Origin of the sequence: Agrobacterium tumefaciens, assembly GCF_009649785.1 — a bacterium.
Taxonomy (GTDB): Bacteria; Pseudomonadota; Alphaproteobacteria; order Rhizobiales; family Rhizobiaceae; genus Agrobacterium; species Agrobacterium tumefaciens.
The window spans coordinates 194631-215589 of the sequence record NZ_WJOK01000006.1; the positions used below are offsets into that span (position 1 = coordinate 194631).

Consider the following 20959-nt stretch of genomic DNA (forward strand, 5'->3'; position numbering starts at 1 on the left):
GTTGAAAAGTAGGGATATACTTACCCTCACCACGTCTTGCGCAGCGTAGCTGAGAACGCTCGGCCGGGGTTGTAGAAGTCTGCGCCGAAACCGCCATAAGAGACGTGCTTCTCGTTGAAGAGGTTGGAAACATTCACCTCCAGCGAGGTGGTTTCCTGGATTTTGTAGCTGAACGCTGCGTCCATGGTCACGCTGCTGCCGGTCGAAACCTTGTTCGCGTCATCAAAATAATACGCGCCGGTGAAGCGTCCGCCGAGCCCGAAGGTCATGTCGCCGCGTTTGTCATTGCCGGCCAGCGTGTAGTTTACCCAAAGCGAGGCCTGATGTTCAGGCACGAATTGCGGGCGGTTGCCGACATTGCCAGCGATGCCGTTTTCGGTGATTTCCGCGTTGAGATAGGAATAGGCCGCCGTCAGGCTCAGCTCGTCGGTAACCTCCGCCTTGGCCTCGAGGTCGAGACCGCGCACGCGCACCTCGCCGATGGTGGTGGGCAGGCTGGTGATCGGGCTGGTGACGGTAATATTGTTCTTCTTGAGGTCGTAGATCGATGCCGTGAACAGGGCAGGGAAGGCATCCGGGCGATACTTCACGCCAAGCTCGATCTGCTCGCCGCGTTCGGGCTCGACGGTCAGGCCCGAGGCCGGCACTACGGATTCGGCGTAGCTGATATAGGGCGCGATCTCGTTCGTGACCTTGTAAGACACGCCGATGCGCTTTGTCAGTTCGCTGATATCGCCGCTTGCCGTCGTGCCGTTCAGCCTGTTGGTCTGGTCGGTGTCGATCCAGTCATTGCGCAGACCGGCGCTGACGGTAAGCCTGTCGAAGAAGGTCAGGTCCTGCTGGAGGTAGAGTGCCCTTGTCTTTTGATCGGTCAGCGAGCTGGCGTAGAGCGGCACTGAGGCTGGTGCACCGGTATAGACCGGGTTCAGCCAGTTGATGCCTGGCGCAGAACCGAAGTAGCTTTTGCTGCCGGACGAGTAGTCGTTATAAAAAACGCCGACAAGGCTGCGGCTTTCGACGCTTTCGAACGTCGTGTCATATTGCAGCCGTGTGTCGATCAGGAAATTCTCGGTTTCGGTCTCGTTGCCGAAATAGGAACGGTTGGCGATGGTCGAGCCATTGGTCGGTGTGGACGAGATATACGCGTAACCGAAATCGGTATTTGCCTTGCTGTAGCGCGCGTTCGAACTCAACGTCAGGCCAGAGCCGAAATCATGGTCGAACATCACGCTCAGCGAATTGCGGTTGGTGCCGCGGTAATTATAGTCCGGTTCACCGAAGAAACGGCTTCTGTCGAAATGCGAGCCGACCGGATGGCCGCCGCCGCCGGGAACGCCGTCCTTGTTGAGATGATCGTATACGACGGTGAGGCTGGTGGCATCGGTGGGCCGCCATGTCAGGCCGCCCATGAAGAATTTTTCATCGTCGCGGGAATAGTCATATTCCGCGTCGGCATTTCTGAGCTTGCCGGTCAGGCGGTATGACAGTGTGTCGTCGCTGGTGATGTTGTCACCGAAATCGAAGCCGGTTTCAGCGCGGCTATAGGAACCGCCTGTCACATAGGCCTCACCAAAGCGGCTGCGTTTGGGAACCTTCGTCGAGTAGTTCACCGAACCGCCGGGATCGGATACGCCAAAGGTCGTGGAATTGCCGCCCTTCAGGACTTCCACGCGCTCATAGGCATAGGTCTCTTCTCGCAGCGCGCCGAAGGGACGGCCGAGCGTCAGCCCGTCGCGATAGGTGTAGGCGTCGAAACCGCGAATCTTGAAATAGTCGAAACGGTCGTCCGAGCCGTAGAAATCCGCGGTCACACCTGCCGTGTATTGCAAGGCTTCTTCCACGGTCTGCACGCCACGCTGCTGCATTTCCTTGGAGGTGATGACGGAAACGGCGGCCGGCGTATCGAGAATGTCGGTTGCCATCTTGCTTCCGCTTGTGGTGCGGGTGGCGACGATCGACTTCTGGTCATCGTCACCGCTGTCGATGGTGATGCGCTCGAGAACCGTGCTTCCGCCCGTATTGGCGGCCTCCTGCGCCAGCGAACGAGCGGGCAGTACCGTCACAAGCGCCGTGCAGGCAAGAAGGGCTGCCTGCCCATAGCGCAGTCGCGCGGTCCTGCTGTTGACGCCATTCATTTCAGTGTTCATTGCTAAATTCCAGAAGTTGATGCCCCAATCGCCGCTTCCACGGCCCGCTCTCGAAGCGCCCAATAACTTGAGAAAGATTGTCCGGTATTGTAAGTTTTTGCGGTTTTGTACAAAACCCCGGAAATTTCACCACTGTTGTGGCGGCATTTCCTCACCGGGGTTGACGGGGGCATGTGAAGCTGAGAGTTCAAGTCCACTTTTGAACCGTTGAGAGCTTCGCCCATGCTTTTCCTGTTTCGCTGCCTCGCGCCGGCATTCGTGTTTTTTCTGTCGATGATCGTGCCGACCATTGCCTCGGCGGAAGAGGCGACGCGCTATCCCGTCGTCATCAAACACGCCTTCGGTACGACCACGATTGCGAGGAAGCCTCAGCGTGTCGCGACCGTCGCCTGGGCAAACCACGAGGTGCCGCTGGCGCTCGGCATGGTGCCCGTCGGTTTTGCCGCTGCCAATTTCGGCGATGATGACGGTGATGGATTGCTGCCGTGGGTGGCGAAGCAGCTTTCTGAATTGGGTGCTGCAAAGCCTGTTCTGTTTGACGAGGGTGATGGTATCGATTTCGAGGCCGTGGCGGCAACGCAGCCGGATGTCATCCTCGCCGCCTATTCCGGCCTCAGCCAGTCCGACTACGATACGCTAAGCCAGATCGCACCGGTCGTTGCCTATCCCGTGTCACCGTGGGCAACCGACTGGCGCGAGATGATCCGGCTGAACAGTGCCGGGCTTGGCATGGCGCCGGAAGGTGAGGCGCTGATCAAACGCATCGAGGGTGAGATCGCGCAGGTGGTTGCCGGCCATCCGCAGCTGAAAGGCAAGTCTGCGATGTTCGTCACCCATCTCGACGCCACCAATCTCAGTGTCGTCAATTTCTATACCGCCAATGACAGCCGGGTGAAATTTTTCACCGATCTTGGGCTGACCTCGCCGAAGAGCGTGGCGGAGGCGACGAAACCGGGGCAATTCGCCGCCGGCGTCAGCGCCGAGCGCGTCGATGCCTTCGACGATGTCGATATCGTCGTGACCTATGGCAGCCAGCCACTGCTCAAGGCGATGCGGGCCGATCCGCTGCTTGCCCGCATGCCCGCCGTTGCCGATGACGCCATCGTCATGCTGGGGCGTGATCCGCTCGGCACCGCATCTAATCCCACACCGCTGTCGATTTCCTGGGTTATGAAGGATTACGCCGATCTTCTGGCGAAAGCAGCGGATAAGTCCTCTGGTAAAGCGAAATGACAATGGAAGGGCCTGCCAAAGGTCCGGCCGTACTGCAAGGTGGCCGCTCCAACCGCATGCGGACGGCATGGCTCAGCGCCGTGCTGGCGCTTCTGGCGCTGCTATGTGCGCTTTCCGTGGCGATTGGCACCCGTGACGTCACGTTCGCTGACATCACGGCAGCGCTTGGCGGTCGCGTGGAGACGGTGGCGGAAGCGGCTGTTGCGGTTCGCCTGCCGCGAACGCTGCTTGCCCTGCTGTCCGGGGCAGCGCTCGGGCTCGCTGGCGCCATCATGCAGGGCGTTACGCGCAATCCGCTTGCCGATCCCGGTATTCTTGGCGTCAATATGGGCGCATCACTTGCCGTCGTTATCGCCATCGTCTGGTTCGGCATTGCCTCGGCGCAGGCCTTTATCATCACGGCGATTGTCGGGGCGGGTGCAGCTGCAGTTTTCGTTTATGTCGTCGGCTCGCTCGGACGCGGTGGGGCAACGCCGCTGAAACTTGCTCTGGCCGGTGCCGCCACCTCTGTCGCCTTCTCCTCACTCGTCATTGCCGTCGTGCTGCCGCGCAGCGATATTGCCGGTGGCATCCGTTCCTGGCAGATCGGCGGTGTCGGTGGTGCGACCTTTGACCGGATTGAGACCGTGCTGCCGTTTCTTGCCGCCGGTTTTGCCATCAGCCTTCTTTCGGCACGCAAGCTGAATTCTCTGGCGCTTGGTGATGAGTTGGCCGCCGGTCTTGGCGAGAATGTCGTGGTTGCGAGAGCCATTTCATCCTTTGGAGCTATCCTCCTCTGCGGCGCGGCGACTGCCATCTGCGGGCCAATCGGTTTCGTTGGGCTGGTCGTTCCGCATCTCTGCCGCCTGCTCGTTGGCGTCGACAATCGCTGGCTTCTGCCATTTTCCGCGCTCGGCGGCGCCTGTCTGCTGCTTGCGGCCGATATTGTCGGGCGCATCGTGGCGCGGCCGTCCGAACTCGATGTCGGTATTGTCACCGCCCTTGTCGGCGCACCTTTCTTCATCTGGATCGTCAGACGTCAGCGGGTACGCGAACTGTGAACATGCACACGTCCGTCATGGAAACATTGCTTTCCAATCGTCACGACCGCCAGCGCCGGCGTCGCCTTGTCATTGCAGCCCTTTCAGCTCTTTTGATCGCGGTTTTCGCATTGACGCTGATGCTGGGACAATCCTTCACGCCGCCCGGTGACGTCCTGCGGGTGCTGCTCGGAGAGGACATTGCCGGCGTCACTTTCACGGTCGGGCAGTTGCGCCTGCCACGCGCGCTGCTTTCCGTTCTCGCGGGACTGAGCTTCGGGCTGGGTGGTGTCGCCTTCCAGATCATGCTGCGCAACCCGCTTGCCAGCCCTGACATTATCGGCATCAGTTCCGGCGCAAGCGTGGCAGCGGTGTTTGCCATCGTCGTCCTGCATCTGAGTGGACCGCTTGTTTCTGTTTTCGCCGTCGTCGCCGGGCTTGGCGTCGCATTGCTGGTCTATCTGCTGTCCTTCCGCAACGGGGTTGCCGGAACGCGGCTGATCCTTGTCGGCATCGGCGTTTCGGCCATGCTCGAAAGTTTCATCGCCTATATCCTGTCCGTTGCACCGGCCTGGACGCTGCAGGAGGCGATGCGCTGGCTGACGGGCAGCGTCAACGGCGCAAAACTTGCCCAGACGCTGCCGCTCTTCGTCGCGCTCATCCTCTTTGGCGGCCTGCTGCTCAGTCGCGCGCGCGATCTCGAGGCATTGAGGCTTGGCGATGATACGGCCGCGGCGCTTGGGGTCCAGGTGGGGAGAACGCGCATTATCGTGATTATCGCCGCCGTCGGCATGATCGCCTTTGCCACGGCAGTGTCGGGGCCGATTGCTTTCGTCGCCTTTCTGTCCGGGCCGATTGCCGCGCGTATCGTTGGCAGCAATGGGTCGCTGCTCATTCCGGCTGCGCTCGTTGGGGCAGCCTTGGTGCTGGTGGGCGATTATTGCGGCCAGTTCCTGCTGCCTGGCCGTTACCCGGTCGGCGTCGTCACCGGCGCGCTCGGCGCGCCCTATCTGATCTACCTTATCGTGCGGGTGAACCGCAGCGGAGGCTCGTTATGACCAGCCACTCCCTTTCCGTGAACCGTCTTTCGGCCGGATACGGTGAAAACCTCATCATCGAAGGGCTGGATCTTGTCGTTCCGCGCGGACGGATCACCGTCATCGTCGGTGCCAATGCCTGCGGCAAGTCCACGCTTCTTCGCAGCATGTCGCGGCTTATCTCTCCCCGCGCCGGTCAGGTCCTGCTCGACGGAAAGTCGATCCACCGTCTTCCCTCGCGCGAACTTGCAAGACGGATGGGTCTTTTGCCGCAGTCACCGATTGCGCCCGAGGGCATTGTCGTTGCCGATCTGGTCAGCCGCGGCCGGCATCCCCATCACGGCCTTTTCGCGCGGTGGTCGCGCCAGGATGATGAGGCCGTGGCCGCAGCCCTCGTCGCCACCGATACGATGGAACTTGCCGAGCGGCCGGTGGACGAACTCTCCGGCGGGCAACGGCAACGCGTATGGATCGCCATGGCGCTCGCCCAGGAGACCGAGATATTGCTGCTCGACGAACCCACCACCTTCCTCGACATCAGCCATCAGGTGGAAGTGCTGGATCTTCTGACGGACCTCAACCAGGCCCGTCAGACCACCATCGTCATGGTGCTGCACGATCTCAATCTCGCGGCGCGCTACGCTGATCATCTGGTCGCCATGACCGGTGGAAAGCTACATATCTGCGGCACGCCGGAGGAGGTGCTGACGGAAGAAAACGTGCGGCACGTCTTCGGCATAGAAAGCCGTGTCATCGAAGACCCGACGTCTGGCAAACCAATGATGCTGCCGATCGGGCGGCACAGGACGGCGGCGCAACGGCCGCAATAATCCATCTATTTTTGCGGTGACCGTCTGCGTCCACGGGTGGTGGTTTTAACCGGAACGCTCGCGCCGTACTCGTTCCACCATGCCATCAATGCCTCCATGGTCGGGCCAAGTCCTTTCGCCTTTGCCGTAATTTCATATTCCACGCGTGGCGGAACCTCTGCAAAGACGGTGCGAGATACCAGTCCATCGGCCTCGAGCTCACGCAATTGAGAGGTCAACATGTGCTGTGTGATGCCGGGAATGGCTTTGCGCAGCTCGTTGAAACGATAGATCCGCTGGTTCAGAAGCCACATGATTTCGAGCTTCCACTTGCCGGAAAGCAGCGCGAAAGCGCGACGCATTTCCTCGTGCATGTTAATGGCTTCACCGCCATTGGTCTGGTTTTCCATACTTACCACGCCAAATTCATCCTACTTGCGCATATTCATTCAATAGCACATTTTCCATGTGAACGCCGGATCATGAGCCCCAAGCTGTTCCGGAACAACGAAAATATTGAACAAATCAAGCTGCCGAAGACATTCGGCGGCAATGGATATCCCATGTCTTCATTCTACATCTACTGGGTCGCAACAACCCTTCTCCTCCTGCTCTATCTGGCGTCGGCAGTCACCTACGTCGTCAAATCCGACTGGGTGAGGGAGACGATAACCGGCTTCGGTTACCCTGCATACCTTGTGCCTCTTCTGACGGCGGTGAAGATTGCCGCCGTCATCGCCATCCTTGCGCGGTTCAACGTCGCCATCAGCGATCTGGCGTATGCGGGGGTACTGTTTCACCTGCTGCTGTCCGGCCTTGCACATATCGGCGTCCGCAAACCTGCCGGCGCACTGCCTGCCGCCATCGGCCTCGGGCTGCTCGTCGTTTCCTTCGCCATGCAGAACGCTGCACGCGAAGTCCCATCCCCCTATGCCCTTGCACGGCAGCTCTGACGCATTCATCACGAAAGGAAATCAAAATGGGAAAACTGACCGGAAAAGTAGCCATCGTGGCGGGCGCAGGCAGAGGGATTGGCCGTGCGACGGCAGAACTCTTTGCAAGGGAGGGCGCCAAGGTCGTGGTATTGTCCTTGACGCCTGCAAATGTGGACGCGGTCGTCAGTCAGATACAATCCAGTGGTGGCACCGCGCTCGGCATCGTCTGTGATCTTGGCGATGGCCAACAGATCACCCGGGCTGTGGCTGAGGCAGCGGAGGTATTTGGCGGCATCGACATTCTCGTGAACGTCGCGTTCGATCCGACTGTCGTCCACTCCCCGATCCTCGAGCTGACAGTCGAGCAACTGCAACGAAACCTCGATATGGGGCCGATCGCCTATCTTCGCATGATGCAGGCTTGTTATCCGTACTTGAAGGCCAGTGGCGAGGGCCGGATCATTAATTTCGCGTCGCTGGCCGGTATTCTCGGCATGTCGCCGTATGGACCTTACAATCTTGCAAAGGAGGCCGTCCGCGCCCTGACGAGATCTGCTGCGCGCGAATGGGGTCCTGACAATATCACCGTGAACAACCTGCTTCCCGTTGCCGACACCTGGGGTGCGGGCGTCGACGCTCCTGCTCCCACGAATGCCCTTGGTCGTTACGGTTCCCCTGAAGAGGATGTCGCTCCGGTCGCTCTTTTCCTCGCAAGCAGCGATTCGAGGTTCATTACAGGCTCGAGCCTGACCCCCGACGGCGGCCAGATTATCGACAGCGCCCGCTAACGCCCCGTTGGAGTGCCGGGCAAACAGGCCGGCACTTCGCTCCGTTGTCTCTTCTGCCGCTCCTGATTTGCACCTGCCGGGCAGAACTCAAGGCCATGCGGCATAGGACGGCGGTGCTACGTTCTGTATGCGCACCGCCGTTCGCCGGAAACGGCCGGGAGACGTGCCTTCATTGCGGCTGAAGAAGCGGTTGAAATACCCAGGATCCTGAAATCCCAATCGAAACGCAATTTCAGCGACTTGCAGTGAAGAGTTGAGAAGAAGGTCGCGCGCTTCGGAAAGCAGTTCGCGGTGAATATAGGCCTGTGGTGAAAGCCCCGTTGCCTTGCGCACCACAAATCCAAGACGTTCACGGTTGACGCCGAGTTGACCCGCATAGTCTTCCACGCCCCATTGGTCGCGTTTGTGCTGACTGACAAGTAGCACAAACCGCTCCGTAAGGCTGCCTGCGGTGGAAGCCGCGCCCGCGACGTCGGCCATGGCATGCTGGCAGATGCGGATAAGGGTGACGGATAACAGGCTGGCGATAATCGTATCCGATCCTGTCGATGACCGGAAACTCTCATCCGCGATGGTGTCGAGATAACCCGCCAGTTCCTGGCTGTCCTTTTCAGCCAACGTCCGGGTCAGAACGCGCTGCAATGTGCTGCGCACCATGATTGCGCTCGTTCCGGTTGGCATGGCATGCGCAAGGCCGATTTCAGTCGTTTTCAGCAGTGATCCGCGGCTTCCGGCATTCAGCCGCAGGCGGCCGGCGGGGCCGGAGGCAGGCAGCCAGGCCAGCCCCGGCGCGGTAACCACAAGTGTCTTTTCGCCCTGAATGATCTCCGCTTCACCGGCTGAGACGAGGACAAAATGGGCTGCGCCCTGTTCCAGCTTGAACTCCGACACGCGCAGGGACGAAGTCAGCATGCGCGCCGTCGTTTCGATCCTGTTAGCAGCTATCTGTCCGTGACGCGGCATTCACCCTCCAAAAGTACAATAATGCACTACATTAGTGCATTTTATATGCGCCTGTCGTTGCTAAACTTCCATCAGCGCAGGGAAGCCTTGAGGAGAATGGTAATCCCGCTACTGCGCCGATGGAGGAAAATCATGAATGGTATGAAGCGCAGAACGCTGTCCTGCCTTGCGCTGGCGCAACAGGGTGTTCGCGGTAGCTTTGCCCTTGTCGATCGCGATTATCTGCTGGAAGCCGGAAGGATCGCAGGGGCGGGGACGGCAGCAGCCCTTTCCTCCCGTCCCACCTTGCAACGGGCGTTTTTCGGCGGTGCCGCCGCCACCATTTTCTGAATTCAGGAGGAAGACCATGCAGACTGTCAATCTTTTCATCGGTGGCGACCATTGCCCGGCCGCAAACGGCAAGCGTTTCGAGCGCAACAATCCGATTACCGGGGACCTGGCAACCAGTGCGGCGGCGGCAACGCCTGAGGATGCCACACGTGCGGCCGATGCCGCAGCCGCAGCCTTTCCCGTCTGGTCGGCAACGCCGCCCGGCGAACGCCGTCGCCTGCTTCTTGCCGCGGCGCAGGCGCTCCGCGATGCCGGGCCGCAGATTACGCTGGCGATGAAAGAGGAGATTGGCGCGACGGATGCCTGGGCCGGTTTCAACGTGATGCTGGCCAGCGACATGCTGGTCGAGGCGGCCAGCCTGACGACCCAGATAAAGGGCGAAATCATTCCCTCCAACCGCCCGGGAACCACGGCGATGGCACTTCGCCAGCCGGCAGGCGTGGTTCTGTCCATCGCGCCATGGAATGCACCGGTCATTCTCGGCGTACGCTCCATCGCCACGCCACTTGCCTGTGGCAACACCGTGGTGATGAAGACCTCGGAGCTTTGCCCGCGCACCCATGCGCTGATCATCGAGGCCGTCGCTTCGGCAGGTCTGCCGAAAGGTGTGCTGAACGCCGTCTCCAACGCGCCGGAAGATGCGGCGAAAATCGTTGAAACACTGATCGCCCATCCGGCTGTCAGAAGGGTGAATTTCACCGGTTCGACCCGCGTCGGTCGTGTCATCGCGGAAACGGCGGGCCGTTACCTGAAGCCAGCGCTTCTGGAGCTTGGCGGCAAGGCACCCTTCATCGTGCTTGATGATGCCGATATCGATGCGGCAGTGGCTGCGGCCGCCTTTGGCGCTTACATGAACCAGGGCCAGATCTGCATGTCGACGGAACGCATCATTGTACTCGACAGCGTTGCCGACACCTTTGTCGAGGCCTTTGCCAAAAAAGCGACGAGCCTGAAGGCTGGAGACCCTCGCGAGGGAAAAATGCCGCTTGGCTCCTTGGTCAGCGCCGAGGCCGCGTCCCGCATCCGGGCGCTGGTGGATGACGCCGTTGCCAAAGGCGCACGCCTTGTGGCGGGCGGAGGCGGCAATGGTACCATGCTGGATGCGCTTGCCGTCGATGGCGTGACCTCTGCGATGCGGCTCTATTCCGAAGAAAGCTTCGGCCCGGTCGTTTCCATCATTCGCGCCGGCAGCGTCGATGAGGCAGTCAGTATCGCCAACGAAACCGAGTTTGGTCTTTCCGCTGCTGTTTTCGGCAGGGATCAGGCAAAAGCACTCGCGGTAGCCGGACGAATCGAAAGCGGCATATGCCACATCAACGGACCCACCGTTCACGACGAGGCGCAGATGCCGTTCGGTGGGGTGAAGGCCTCCGGTTACGGCCGTTTCGGCGGCACGGCGGGCATTGCGGAATTCACCGAACTGCGATGGGTCACGCTGCAGGACGGACCGTTGCATTACCCGATTTAAGCCGGAAGCATCACCGGCTGGCTGGTCACGTCAACGCTTCTCGTCGATCAGCCAGCCGGTGAGTTTTCTGACCGCACTGTCGCTGCTTTTCGGCCTCAGCAACCAGTAGCCGCGACCCGGCGCATCCAGACTCGGGCCTGCGGTCACCAGCACGCCTGCCTCGACCAGCGGATCGACCAGTCCCGCCCAGCCGAGGGCAAAACCCTGTTCGCCGATCGTCGCCTGAACCACCATGGTGTAATTGTTGAAGCTGATGTCTCCGCTTTCGTTTTCCGCGCCTCTCAGCACGCCGAAATGCTTGAAATAGGACGCCCAGTCGAACCAGTGCGCCTGTGAGGTATTTTCGAGGTGGATGAGTTTCAGCCGCGAAAAATCAGCCACTGTTTCTGGCGCCGACTGCTCCGCCAAAAGCGCCGGCGAGCAGACGGGCGTGACCTTCTCCGAAAGCAGCAGCACCGCGCCGTCGCCGGCATCCTGCCGCGTGCCGAAGATGATCATCACGTCGCTGTCGTGTTTGCCCTGTCCGAGCGGATCCTGCGTGGCGACGATCTGGATGTTGATGTCAGGATTGAGCGCGCGAAAACCATGCATGCGTGGGATGAGCCAGAGAGAGGAGAAGGCATAGTCCGTGTGCAGGCGGATTGTCTGCCGCTCCTCCGTTCTGCGAAGTTGCTGGGCCAGAAGGTCGATGGCATCGACATTGCGCGAGACGATCTCGAACAGCTTTTGCCCCTCGGCCGTCAACTCGATGCCGCGATGTTTACGCCGCACCAGTGCAACGCCCAGATCGTCTTCCAGCCGGCGGATCTGATAGCTGACGGCTGGCTGGGTCAGCCGCAGGGACGCCGCCGCTGCCGTCAGGCTGCCGCGACGGGCGACCTCGGTAAAAATGCGCATCCATCCAAGATCGAGCGGCCGCTCTGTCATAGAAATTCCTTATATCAGTCATCGAAAAATACCCGCTTCACAGGCAAAAACAATGTGGTGTTCAATAAACTGGACTAATAAAAGGGGAGCCGCAATGAAAACCGTTTCTCGCATGCACCGCATCGCCGCCGGTCTGTTTTTGTCCGTGGCGGCCTTCTCCACCCCGCTTTATGCCGCCGATGATGCGGCCTGCAAGACCATTCGCCTCAGCGATCCTGGCTGGACCGACATCACCGCCACCAATGGCCTCGCCTCGGTTCTGCTCGATGCTTTGGGGTATGAGGCTGACGTCAAGACGCTGTCGGTGCCGATCGGCTATCAGGCCATGAAAAACGGCGAGATCGACGTCTTTCTCGGCAACTGGATGCCCGCCCAGAAATCCTTCGTTGACGACCTCAACGCCGCCAAGGCGGCCGACCTGATGACGAAAAACCTTGAAGGCGCCAAGTTCACCCTGGCAGTGCCTTCCTATATGGCCGAAAAGGGCGTGAAGGATTTTTCGGATCTTGCCAAACACGCTGACGAATTTGAAAGCAAGATTTACGGCATCGAGCCGGGCGCACCCGCCAACCAGAACATTCAGAAGATTATCGATGCCAATGATTTCGGCCTGAAGGGCTGGCAGCTTGTCGAATCCGGCGAGCAGGCGATGCTGGCGCAGGTGGAACGGGCCGGAAAAGACAAAAAGGCGGTCGTCTTCCTAGCATGGGCGCCGCACCCGATGAACGAGAAGATCGATATCGCCTATCTCTCCGGCGGTGACGCCTATTTCGGCCCGAATTTCGGTGGCGCCGAGGTCTATACGCTTGCCCGTACCGGCTGGCCGCAGAAATGCCCGAATGCGGCGACGCTTTTCAAGAACCTCAAATTCGATATCGGCATGGAAAATGCCCTGATGGGTTCCATTCTCGGTGGCGAGGATTCCAAGGCGGCGGCAGCGACGTGGCTGAAGGCCAATCCGACATCGCTGGATGGCTGGCTGCAGGGCGTTACCACGCTGGATGGCAAGCCGGGTGCGGATGCCGTCAAAGGCAAGCTTGGCCTCTGAGACTGTAGGGTGAAATGCCGCGTCCCAATATCCTGATTCTGATGGCCGACCAGTTCAACGGGACGTTTTTTCCCGATGGCCCGGCCGATTTTCTCCACGCGCCACATCTGAAAGCGTTGGCGGAGCGGTCTGTCCGTTTCGCCAATACCTATACGGCAAGTCCGCTTTGCGCGCCGGCCCGGGCTTCGTTCATGTCCGGTCAATTGCCCAGCCGGACGCGGGTTTACGATAATGCCGCCGAATTCGCGTCGGATATTCCGACCTATGCGCATCACCTGCGGGCAGCTGGTTATTACACCGGCCTTTCCGGAAAGATGCATTTTGTCGGACCGGACCAGCTTCACGGCTTCGAAGAGCGTCTGACGACGGATATTTATCCGGCGGATTTCGGTTGGACGCCTGATTATACCAAGCCGGGCGAGCGGATCGACTGGTGGTATCACAATCTCGGTTCGGTCACCGGCGCGGGCGTTGCCGAAATCACCAATCAGATGGAATATGACGATGAGGTTGCCTATCACGCAACCCGCAAGCTCTACGATCTGTCGCGCCGGCTCGATGACCGCCCATGGTGCCTGACCGTCAGCTTCACCCATCCGCATGACCCGTATGTGGCACGGCGGAAATTCTGGGATCTCTATGAGGATTGCCCGGCGCTCGATCCGCAGATAGGGGCGCTTCCCTTCGAGCAGCAGGATCCGCATTCAAAACGGTTGCTGGAAGCCTGTGATCATCAGGCCTTCGATATTTCACCCGACGAGATACGCCGGGCGCGGCGCGGTTATTTCGCCAATATCTCCTATATCGATGAGAAGGTCGGCGAAATTCTCGACGTATTGAAGGCGACGCGGATGGAGGAGGACACGATCATCCTGTTCCTCTCCGACCATGGCGATATGCTGGGCGAGCGCGGCCTGTGGTTCAAGATGTGCTTTTTCGAGGGTTCGGCCCGCGTGCCCTTGATGATCGCAGCACCCGGCTGGAAACCGGCGCTTATCGACGCGCCGGTTTCGACGCTGGATGTCACACCGACGCTATGCGGTCTGGCGGGCCTCGATATTACCTCACTGAAACGCTGGACGGATGGCGAAGACCTTGCGGCTTTGGCTGCAGGAACAGGCGAGCGTGGGCCGGTGCCGATGGAATATGCCGCCGAAGGTTCGATTGCGCCACTCGTCGCCATCAGGGATGGCCGTTACAAGCTCTCAGTCTGCGAAGCGGATCCGCCGTTGCTCTACGACCTCGAGACGGATCCAGAAGAGCAGATAAACCTTGCCGGCAATCCTGAATTCGCTGATGTGCTGTCATCGCTTTCGGCTGAAATCGGCCGACGCTGGCAGCTGCCCGTTTTCGACGCATCGGTGCGGGAAAGTCAGGCGCGGCGCTGGGTGGTCTACAAGGCGCTGCGAAACGGCGCCTATTTCCCGTGGGATTATCAGCCGTTGCAGAAAGCCTCGGAACGCTACATGCGCAACCACATGGACTTGAACGTGCTGGAAGAAAACCAGCGTTTTCCACGCGGGGAATAACGCTGGCATGGATTATGCGGCGGCGTTCGTTCTCGGCGCGCCGCCCGTGGCCTGCACGGCAAGGCTACCCGCCGCGACGCCTGCCTCAAGGCATTGCTTCTCGTCCGCCTGCCGAAGCCAGGCATCGATGAAACCGGCATTGAAGGCATCACCCGCGCCCGTCGTGTCGACGACGGGTACCTTCTTCGCCGCCGCATGGTGTAGGCCTGTCTGCGAGGACACCCAGGCGCCCTCTGCCCCGCCTTTCAGGGCGACGACAGGAAACGACCCCGACAAGGCTCTTGCCGCCGACTCAGGGTCAGAATGGCCTGTGATCGCCTCGGCTTCTTCGAGGTTGGGCAAAAACACGTCGACGCCATCACACGCCTTGAGCAAGCCTTTGTCATAAATCAGCGAGGCATCCCAGCTGGGATCGAGCGAGACGGACAGTCCGCTGTCCCTGGCGCGGGCGACGAGATCGGGGATTTCGTGCAGCGTGGCGAATTCTGCGATGTGCAGATGGCCGGCCCCGTTCCACGAAAAGGCGGAATCAAGGGTCGATGGCCGGGCAATACCGGCGCGCCGTGTCAAAAACGCCCTGTCATGGCCAACCACCGTCGCGACGGTGACTTGCGGGCCCGCATCTGCCGAGTGTTCCACAAATTGCAGGTCTACACCGCTTTGCTGCATTTTCTCGCCGATGGCGCGTGAGAAGGTGTCGGTGCCGAGCCTTGCCAGCAGCGTGGCCGTGCGGCCGATATGGGCGAAATGCGCAGCCGCAATGAAAGCCCCGCCACCGGCGGCGATTTCCATGTCGCTGGCAAACAGCTCCCGTCCGAGCACCGGCAATTCGTCAAGCCCGGTGAAAATGAGGTCGCAATAGATCCGGCCGATACTGATGACCGCTGACTTTTCCGTGTCTGTCGTCATCATGCGCGGCCCAGAAGCTTTTCCGTCTTGGCATCGAAAAGATAGAGCGCGCCTGCCTGCGCCTCGCATTGCAAGCGGCTACCCACCGTGGGAATGGCCTTGCCCCTTGCTGTCGCGATGACCGAGGTCGTGGGCGTGTCCAGATGAACCAGCGTTTCCGGGCCGAGCGGCTCCACGGCTGTCACTGTTCCCTCCAGCGAGAAGGACCCTTGAGTTGTCTCGCCTTCTCCAACCAGCAGATCATGGGGGCGAATGCCAATCAGCAGATCGCCATCGGCAGACTGTGTAACGCTGTTCGTCGTTCTTTTGCCCCGCAGCAGGTTCATCGATGGGCTGCCGATGAAACGCGCAGTGAAGACGTCCACCGGCGTCTCGTAAAGTTCCGAGGGCGTACCGACCTGCAGGATATGGCCGTCCTTCATCACGACAATCCGATCGGCCATGGTCATGGCTTCCACCTGATCGTGAGTGACGTAGACGGTGGTTGTCTTAAGACGTTGGTGCAAGCGCTTGATTTCAATGCGCATCTGCGATCTCAACTGGGCGTCGAGATTGGACAGCGGCTCATCGAAAAGGAAGGCTGAGGGATCGCGCACCATGGCGCGGCCGATGGCGACGCGCTGCCTCTGTCCGCCTGACAAAGCCGCGGGCCGACGGTCGAGCAATGCCTCAAGTCCGAGCACCCGACCGGCCTCCTCGATACGCCGGTTCTTTTCCGCCTTGTCGAGCTTTGAGGTATAGAGCCCGAAGCCGATGTTCTGGCGAACCGTCATATGCGGGTAGATCGCATAGTTCTGGAAGACCATGGCGATGTTGCGCTGTTTCGGTTCTTTCTCGTTGACGACGTTTCCGGCAATTTTCAGCGTTCCGCCCGAAATCTCTTCCAGACCCGCGATCATTCTGAGTGTCGTGGATTTGCCGCAGCCGGAAGGGCCAACGAATACGACGAATTCGCCGTCTTCAATGGCAAGGTCGATGCCTTTGACTGCCTCCACCTTGCCGTAGCGCTTTACGAGTTGATTGAGTTCGATTGTCGCCATTATCGCGCTCCCGTCAGGGCGGTAAATTTCTCTGCAAGCTCAGCGGCTTTTGTCGCTGCGTAGTCGGCGGATCGCTGGGCTTCTGCTTCAAACGCAGCAAGTTTGTCGCGATAGGCCGTAATCGCCTCGCGCATCGGCTCCGGGGCAGGGCCGCCGAAGCGGCTGCGCACGGCGACAAAGTGCTCGGGCGAGACGATCTGCCTGAACTTTTCCTCATCGACACTGGTCTCGCGTCCTGCCAGTTCCTCGAACGCCCTGCGGAACGGCTGGTAACCGTCGTTCGGCAGGTCGCCCTTCAGCGCGACAACGCTTTTGGCGACGGTTGCGGCAATTTCATGGGCCTGGCGGAATGACAGGTCTTCGATGCGGACAAGAGAATCTGCCAGTTCCGTGATGGTGATGCAGGAACGGCGAATATTCTGGTCGACCCTTTCCGGATCGATACTGATCTTGCCGACAAGGCTGGCAAGGAGATCGAGCACCCGGCCGGCAGAGGCGAAGGCTTCGTAACCCATGCCCTGGGTTTCGCCCTCGCTGTCGTTCATGTCGGTGAAGGGCGTGTTGTGCATCACGTCGAGCATGGTCCTTGCCCGCCCGAATGTCTGGCTAGCAAGGTGGCGCAGATGTTCGATCGGGACCGGGTTTCGTTTCTGCGGCATGATCGACGAAATCTGCACCAGCGAATTCGGTACGTAGATCTGCCCGACTTCGAAACTCGTCCAGAACTGGAAGTCCTGAATGAGCCTGCCGAGATGCAGGAACATCAATTCGATGGCGCCATAGGTCGCTGTTGTATAGTCGACGGCGGCGATGCAGGAATAGGAATTGCGCAAGGGTGCCGCAAAGCCGAGAAGTTCGGCGACACGTGCCCGGTCGATGGGAAAGCCAGACGTGGTGATGGCCGCAGCGCCCATGGGTGAGAGATCGACGATGCGCCGGGCCTCAGTGAAGCGGTCAATATCCCGGATCAGCACTTCGATGGCGGCGGAAAGATAGTGGCCGAAGGTGGTGGGCTGGGCCGGTTGTCCGTGCGTATAGGCGACGATCAACGTCTTTTCATTGCGCTCGGCGGCGTCGATCAGAGCGGCCAGCAGACGCCGCGCCTTGGCAGTGAGCGTGTCGATCTTGTCTTTCAGGCCGATTTTGAAAAGCGTGTGATCGATGTCGTTGCGCGAGCGTGCCGTGTGCAGGCGGCCTGCCACATCGACACCGATGCGGGCTTTCAGCTCCTTTTCGATCAGGAAGAAGAAATCCTCGACCTCGCCGGTATAGACCAGCTCCGACGGATTGATGGTCCTGTCGATGTCATCAAGCGCTCCGGCGATTTTTGCTGCCGTGTCCGCATCGAGAATGTCGGTCTCGCGCAGCATGACCAGATGGGCGCGGTCGATGCGGCGGAAACCGTCGACATGGTGGTTCTTGGCGCCATCGAAAAGCGGACGCAGCACGGTTTCCTTGTAAACTGGGTCGGGAAACTTGCTGGTATCCGACAGGCGCGGGTTCATATCGGCCATGATGTTATCCTTTCAGGCCTGCCAGCATCACACCGCGAACGATGTAGCGTTGCAGGACGATGAAGACGATAAGGGTTGGGATGGTCGCAATGGCAGCGCCGGTCATGATCATTTCCCACTGGATCTGTTGTTCCACCGCAAAGCTCGATAGGCCGACGGGCAGCGTGTACAGCTCCTTGCTGGTAGTCACGATCAGGGGCCAGAAGAATGCTGTCCAGTTGCCGAGGAAGGTGAAGATTGCAAGCGCCGAAAGGGCAGGCGTCACCAGCGGCAGGGCTACCTTCCACCAGATCTGGAATTCGTTCAGCCCGTCGACACGCGCTGCCTCCAGGAAGTCATTCGGAACCGTCTCAAAGAACTGCTTCATCAGGAAGGTGCCGAAGGCCGTCATCATTCCCGGGAACATGATGCCCCAGTAGCTGTCGAGCCAGCCAAGCTGGCTGGACATCAGATACCAGGGGATAACAAGCATTTCGGTCGGGATCATCAGCGTGGAAAGGATCGCGAGGAAGATGAAGTAGCGACCGCGAAACTCGAATTTGGCCAGCGTATAACCGACCAGACTGTCGAAGAAGCAGTTGGAGATGGTGACGATAACCGCAACGAACATCGAGTTGAAGAACCAGCGGAGAAAACGGCCGTCGGCCATGACAGTCATGTAATTCGCAAGCGTCGGTGCTGCGGGAATGAGCCTGAGATCATAGACCTGATCCGCGGTCTTGAACGAGGTCGAAAACATGAAGAGCAGCGGCGAAATCATGATCAGGCCGCCGATGAACAGCAGCGTCCAGGCAAGGATGCGGCCGGGGCGGACGCGGGCGTGGGAGAGTGGCAACGCTTCGCTCATTTCTTTTCCCTCAGAACCCAGAGCTGGACCAGCGACACGACAAGAAGAATGGTGAACAGGACAACCGTCTGCGCAGCGGCATAACCCATCGCATAAGAATTGAACGCGGTCTGGTAGATCATCAGCACCAGCGGTTTGGTTGAGCCGAGCGGTCCACCCGGATCGTTGGTGGTCATGTTGTAGACCTGATCGAAAATGCGCAGGAACCCGATTGAGGAGAAGACGACCAGGAAAACGGTGGTTGGTTTCAGGAGCGGCAGCGTGATCTTTCGAAGGATCGCCCATTCGCCAAGTCCGTCGATGCGCGCGGCCTCATAAAATGTCGTCGGAATGGAGCGCAGGCCCGCCATGAAGATAATGATCTGGAAACCAAGCCCCGCCCAGATGGACGTCACCATGACCGAATAAAGCGCCTGATCGGTGGAACGGATGAACGGCTGCTGGGGAATTCCGATCATGCCAAGCACGTCGTTGATGATGCCGATCGGCGGCGGCTGATAGAACCAGCGCCAGACCCATGCCATTGCTGCTGCCGTCGTCAGATAGGGCAGGAAATAAAGCGCGCGGATGAAACCGTGCAGGATGCGCACCCGATCCAGATAAAAGGCGATGACGAAAGCCAGAACCAGACTGATGGGCGTGCCGACGATGAGATAGGTGAAGGTGTTCTTGAAAACCTTCCAGAATTGCGGATCCTTGAACAGCTTGACGTAATTGGCAACGCCGATGAACTTTGCCGGGCGCAGCAGGTCCCAGTTGGTGAAGGACAACCAGAAGGCCTGCAACGTCGGGTAAAAACGGATGATGCTGTAAAACAGGATCGGGATAGCAAGAAAGCTCCAGATCCACACAAGCCGCTTCGTGCGCATGGAAAAGCGATCCCCGAAGGAGCCGCCGGGACGGCCGGATGCCGCCCCCTGTTGATCGATCGCTGTCATGATTGGACCTGCGGTTTTACGGTTTGGCCGCGTCGATGATTTCCTGCTCGGCGCTGGCGGCCTGCTTGATGGACTCCTCGACGGATTGACCCTCGAGCAAAATCCGGTTCGTCATGTCGATGGCGTTCTGCCGCTGGGCTGCCTCATCCATGAACCGTGTCGTATGGGCGTATTCGAGACCCTTCAGGAACGGTGCATAGATCGGGTCTTTCAGGTTCTCCTCGGTCAACGCCGCAGATCGCCGCGCCGGCAACTCGCCAACCGTCTTCAGCCAGATCGCCATGGCTTCCGGTGAGGAGATGTAAGCGAGGAATTTCTTCGACGCTTCCAGTTCTTCACCGGTTGTCTTGGCGCTGATGCCATTGGCGAAATAGCTGGCATAGTTGGAGCGGATATTCTTGTCGTTGGTGGGAAGCTCGGTCACGCCCCACTCAAAGTCCTTGATGGTTCTGAAAGATCCAAGCCTGAACGTGCCGTCGATGGTCATGCCTGCCTTGCCCGCACGGAAGGCAGCCTGGCCTTCGTCCATGAAGCCCACCTGACCGATCTTCTTTTCAAGCTGCAGGCTCGTATAGAACTTCAGCGCCTGGATGCCCGCCTCGCTGTCATAGGTGACTTTCTGGTCGTTGTCGGTGTAGGGCTCGCCGCCATATTGGCGGATAAGAACTTCGCGCCACCATTGGTGGTCCTGACCGCCCATATCGAGCGTGGAGCCTGCAACGGTGAGGTTTCCAGCGGCATCGTGCTTGGCGATCTTTTCCGCCGCGGCAACAAATTCGTCCAGCGTCTTCGGCGGATTGGCGGCGTCGAGGCCGGCTTCCGTGAAGAGCTTCTTGTTGTAGAAAAGTGCGAGCGAGCGAACCGCCGTCGGCAGGCCGTAATAATCGTCGCCGCGCTTCATGGCGCCGACGATGGGGAAAAATTCGCTTTCGATCTTGTCATGCGGGAAAGCGTCGGTCGGCAGCGGCTGCAAGATACCGCCGGCTGCAAACTTGTCGAGCCAGCCGTAGAAGAGCTGCATCACGTCAGGGCCTTTACCGGACATGTTGGCGGCAATCACTCGCGTCTGGTAGTCGGCATAAGGGAAGGTCACCTGTTTGACGGTGATATCCGGATTGGCCTTCTGAAACTCGGCGATAAGCTCGTCCATCGCTTTGACGCGTGTGTCGAAGACATATTGCCAATATTCGATTTCAACCGCCTGCGCGGCGTTGAATGCAAATGTGCTGAAACCGGCGACCAAGCCGGCGAACAAAGTTGCCCTGCGCATGTAAGCCTCCATTTTCTCCGCCCGGTCTTCCGGATGCGGAGTGATCGTTCCCTTTATCCGCGCTTTCGCGCGCGCTCATCGATTTGCCGGCAGCGGGATTTTTACGCGTTCCGCCCCTTGCAATTCTGACCCCCGGTCGCTCTCTACGGTTCTCTGAAGGCGAGCATTTGTCAATAACATAATTTACTTGAATTATTATATTGCGCTT

At 59.5% G+C, this 20959-nt stretch carries 20 protein-coding genes; 10 read left to right on the top strand and 10 right to left on the bottom strand.

Going from position 1 to position 20959, the window contains the following annotated elements; all coding sequences use genetic code 11:
• Positions 1-26: 26 nt before the first annotated feature.
• Positions 27-2147: a TonB-dependent siderophore receptor gene (locus GH784_RS08750; RefSeq protein ID WP_153793356.1), complete on the bottom strand. Its 2121-nt coding sequence runs from the start codon at positions 2145-2147 to the stop codon at positions 27-29.
• Between the two features lie 222 nt (positions 2148-2369).
• Here GH784_RS08750 and GH784_RS08755 point away from each other — a divergent pair, with 222 nt between their 5' ends.
• Genes GH784_RS08755 through GH784_RS08770 form a run of 4 tightly spaced genes read left to right on the top strand, consistent with a single transcriptional unit; the run spans position 2370 to position 6266 of the window.
• On the top strand, positions 2370-3380 hold the full coding sequence (locus GH784_RS08755; protein ID WP_153793357.1) for an iron-siderophore ABC transporter substrate-binding protein: 1011 nt from the start codon (positions 2370-2372) through the stop codon (positions 3378-3380).
• Positions 3377-4420 (top strand): FecCD family ABC transporter permease, encoded by a 1044-nt coding sequence (locus tag GH784_RS08760; RefSeq protein WP_153793358.1) that lies wholly within the window; start codon positions 3377-3379, stop codon positions 4418-4420. The genes GH784_RS08755 and GH784_RS08760 overlap by 4 nt, the downstream gene beginning before the upstream one ends.
• 2 nt (positions 4421-4422) lie before the next feature.
• Positions 4423-5457 (top strand): FecCD family ABC transporter permease, encoded by a 1035-nt coding sequence (locus GH784_RS08765; RefSeq protein WP_112161240.1) that lies wholly within the window; start codon positions 4423-4425, stop codon positions 5455-5457.
• Positions 5454-6266: an ABC transporter ATP-binding protein gene (locus GH784_RS08770; RefSeq protein ID WP_153793359.1), complete on the top strand. Its 813-nt coding sequence runs from the start codon at positions 5454-5456 to the stop codon at positions 6264-6266. The genes GH784_RS08765 and GH784_RS08770 overlap by 4 nt, the downstream gene beginning before the upstream one ends.
• A gap of 5 nt (positions 6267-6271) precedes the next feature.
• Here GH784_RS08770 and GH784_RS08775 read toward each other — a convergent pair whose 3' ends face one another.
• Positions 6272-6655 (bottom strand): winged helix-turn-helix transcriptional regulator, encoded by a 384-nt coding sequence (locus GH784_RS08775; RefSeq protein WP_173995299.1) that lies wholly within the window; start codon positions 6653-6655, stop codon positions 6272-6274.
• Positions 6656-6808: 153 nt separating this feature from the next.
• Here GH784_RS08775 and GH784_RS08780 point away from each other — a divergent pair, with 153 nt between their 5' ends.
• The gene (locus GH784_RS08780; protein WP_173995265.1) at positions 6809-7198 is read left to right on the top strand and encodes a DoxX family protein; all 390 of its coding nucleotides are present in this window, start codon (positions 6809-6811) and stop codon (positions 7196-7198) included.
• 26 nt (positions 7199-7224) lie between these two features.
• Complete coding sequence (locus tag GH784_RS08785; RefSeq protein WP_153793361.1) at positions 7225-7968, top strand: SDR family NAD(P)-dependent oxidoreductase; 744 nt, start codon at positions 7225-7227, stop codon at positions 7966-7968.
• A gap of 87 nt (positions 7969-8055) precedes the next feature.
• Here GH784_RS08785 and GH784_RS08790 read toward each other — a convergent pair whose 3' ends face one another.
• Positions 8056-8931 carry an AraC family transcriptional regulator gene (locus GH784_RS08790; RefSeq protein WP_153793362.1) on the bottom strand — a complete coding sequence of 292 codons (876 nt, stop codon included), beginning with the start codon at positions 8929-8931 and terminating at the stop codon, positions 8056-8058.
• Positions 8932-9063: 132 nt separating this feature from the next.
• Here GH784_RS08790 and GH784_RS08795 point away from each other — a divergent pair, with 132 nt between their 5' ends.
• Together GH784_RS08795 and GH784_RS08800 are read left to right on the top strand one after the other, a co-directional pair.
• Positions 9064-9261: a hypothetical protein gene (locus GH784_RS08795; RefSeq protein ID WP_041694585.1), complete on the top strand. Its 198-nt coding sequence runs from the start codon at positions 9064-9066 to the stop codon at positions 9259-9261.
• Between the two features lie 16 nt (positions 9262-9277).
• On the top strand, positions 9278-10729 hold the full coding sequence (locus GH784_RS08800) for an aldehyde dehydrogenase (RefSeq protein WP_153793363.1): 1452 nt from the start codon (positions 9278-9280) through the stop codon (positions 10727-10729).
• A gap of 30 nt (positions 10730-10759) precedes the next feature.
• On the opposite strand, the gene GH784_RS08805 is transcribed toward GH784_RS08800, so the two are convergent.
• Entirely contained in the window at positions 10760-11656 is an 897-nt protein-coding gene (locus tag GH784_RS08805; RefSeq protein ID WP_111800805.1) for a choline sulfate utilization transcriptional regulator, read from the bottom strand.
• 94 nt (positions 11657-11750) lie between these two features.
• Here GH784_RS08805 and choX point away from each other — a divergent pair, with 94 nt between their 5' ends.
• The gene (gene choX, locus GH784_RS08810) at positions 11751-12704 is read left to right on the top strand and encodes a choline ABC transporter substrate-binding protein (RefSeq protein ID WP_153793364.1); all 954 of its coding nucleotides are present in this window, start codon (positions 11751-11753) and stop codon (positions 12702-12704) included.
• Positions 12705-12718: 14 nt separating this feature from the next.
• A complete protein-coding gene (gene betC, locus GH784_RS08815) occupies positions 12719-14233 on the top strand; it encodes a choline-sulfatase (protein ID WP_013761107.1) in 1515 nt (504 codons plus the stop codon).
• Positions 14234-14245: 12 nt separating this feature from the next.
• Here the strand turns inward: betC and GH784_RS08820 are convergent, their stop codons facing one another.
• The 6 genes from GH784_RS08820 to GH784_RS08845 are packed head-to-tail and all read right to left on the bottom strand — an operon-like array spanning position 14246 to position 20763.
• On the bottom strand, positions 14246-15145 hold the full coding sequence (locus GH784_RS08820; RefSeq protein WP_153793365.1) for a carbohydrate kinase family protein: 900 nt from the start codon (positions 15143-15145) through the stop codon (positions 14246-14248).
• Positions 15142-16182 (bottom strand): ABC transporter ATP-binding protein, encoded by a 1041-nt coding sequence (locus GH784_RS08825; protein ID WP_065660304.1) that lies wholly within the window; start codon positions 16180-16182, stop codon positions 15142-15144. The genes GH784_RS08820 and GH784_RS08825 overlap by 4 nt, the downstream gene beginning before the upstream one ends.
• Positions 16182-17696 carry an argininosuccinate lyase gene (argH, locus tag GH784_RS08830; RefSeq protein ID WP_153793366.1) on the bottom strand — a complete coding sequence of 505 codons (1515 nt, stop codon included), beginning with the start codon at positions 17694-17696 and terminating at the stop codon, positions 16182-16184. Before argH ends, GH784_RS08825 begins: the two co-directional genes overlap by 1 nt.
• Before the next feature lie 4 nt (positions 17697-17700).
• Positions 17701-18543, bottom strand: coding sequence for a carbohydrate ABC transporter permease (locus tag GH784_RS08835; RefSeq protein ID WP_004431250.1), 843 nt, complete (start codon positions 18541-18543; stop codon positions 17701-17703).
• Positions 18540-19481 carry a carbohydrate ABC transporter permease gene (locus tag GH784_RS08840; RefSeq protein ID WP_004431252.1) on the bottom strand — a complete coding sequence of 314 codons (942 nt, stop codon included), beginning with the start codon at positions 19479-19481 and terminating at the stop codon, positions 18540-18542. Before GH784_RS08840 ends, GH784_RS08835 begins: the two co-directional genes overlap by 4 nt.
• A 16-nt stretch (positions 19482-19497) precedes the next feature.
• Positions 19498-20763, bottom strand: a complete 1266-nt coding sequence (locus GH784_RS08845) for an extracellular solute-binding protein (RefSeq protein ID WP_019566690.1) — start codon at positions 20761-20763, stop codon at positions 19498-19500.
• Positions 20764-20959: the final 196 nt, after the last annotated feature.

Excerpts from the sequence above, each read along its gene's own strand:
- GH784_RS08750 (WP_153793356.1), bottom strand. The coding sequence starts at position 2,147 with ATGAACACTGAAATGAATGGCGTCAACAGCAGGACCGCGCGACTGCGC.
- GH784_RS08755 (WP_153793357.1), top strand. The coding sequence starts at position 2,370 with ATGCTTTTCCTGTTTCGCTGCCTCGCGCCGGCATTCGTGTTTTTTCTG.
- GH784_RS08760 (WP_153793358.1), top strand. The coding sequence starts at position 3,377 with ATGACAATGGAAGGGCCTGCCAAAGGTCCGGCCGTACTGCAAGGTGGC.
- GH784_RS08765 (WP_112161240.1), top strand. The coding sequence starts at position 4,423 with ATGCACACGTCCGTCATGGAAACATTGCTTTCCAATCGTCACGACCGC.
- GH784_RS08770 (WP_153793359.1), top strand. The coding sequence starts at position 5,454 with ATGACCAGCCACTCCCTTTCCGTGAACCGTCTTTCGGCCGGATACGGT.
- GH784_RS08775 (WP_173995299.1), bottom strand. The coding sequence starts at position 6,655 with ATGGAAAACCAGACCAATGGCGGTGAAGCCATTAACATGCACGAGGAA.
- GH784_RS08780 (WP_173995265.1), top strand. The coding sequence starts at position 6,809 with ATGTCTTCATTCTACATCTACTGGGTCGCAACAACCCTTCTCCTCCTG.
- GH784_RS08785 (WP_153793361.1), top strand. The coding sequence starts at position 7,225 with ATGGGAAAACTGACCGGAAAAGTAGCCATCGTGGCGGGCGCAGGCAGA.
- GH784_RS08790 (WP_153793362.1), bottom strand. The coding sequence starts at position 8,931 with ATGCCGCGTCACGGACAGATAGCTGCTAACAGGATCGAAACGACGGCG.
- GH784_RS08795 (WP_041694585.1), top strand. The coding sequence starts at position 9,064 with ATGAATGGTATGAAGCGCAGAACGCTGTCCTGCCTTGCGCTGGCGCAA.
- GH784_RS08800 (WP_153793363.1), top strand. The coding sequence starts at position 9,278 with ATGCAGACTGTCAATCTTTTCATCGGTGGCGACCATTGCCCGGCCGCA.
- GH784_RS08805 (WP_111800805.1), bottom strand. The coding sequence starts at position 11,656 with ATGACAGAGCGGCCGCTCGATCTTGGATGGATGCGCATTTTTACCGAG.
- choX (WP_153793364.1), top strand. The coding sequence starts at position 11,751 with ATGAAAACCGTTTCTCGCATGCACCGCATCGCCGCCGGTCTGTTTTTG.
- betC (WP_013761107.1), top strand. The coding sequence starts at position 12,719 with ATGCCGCGTCCCAATATCCTGATTCTGATGGCCGACCAGTTCAACGGG.
- GH784_RS08820 (WP_153793365.1), bottom strand. The coding sequence starts at position 15,145 with ATGATGACGACAGACACGGAAAAGTCAGCGGTCATCAGTATCGGCCGG.
- GH784_RS08825 (WP_065660304.1), bottom strand. The coding sequence starts at position 16,182 with ATGGCGACAATCGAACTCAATCAACTCGTAAAGCGCTACGGCAAGGTG.
- argH (WP_153793366.1), bottom strand. The coding sequence starts at position 17,696 with ATGGCCGATATGAACCCGCGCCTGTCGGATACCAGCAAGTTTCCCGAC.
- GH784_RS08835 (WP_004431250.1), bottom strand. The coding sequence starts at position 18,543 with ATGAGCGAAGCGTTGCCACTCTCCCACGCCCGCGTCCGCCCCGGCCGC.
- GH784_RS08840 (WP_004431252.1), bottom strand. The coding sequence starts at position 19,481 with ATGACAGCGATCGATCAACAGGGGGCGGCATCCGGCCGTCCCGGCGGC.
- GH784_RS08845 (WP_019566690.1), bottom strand. The coding sequence starts at position 20,763 with ATGGAGGCTTACATGCGCAGGGCAACTTTGTTCGCCGGCTTGGTCGCC.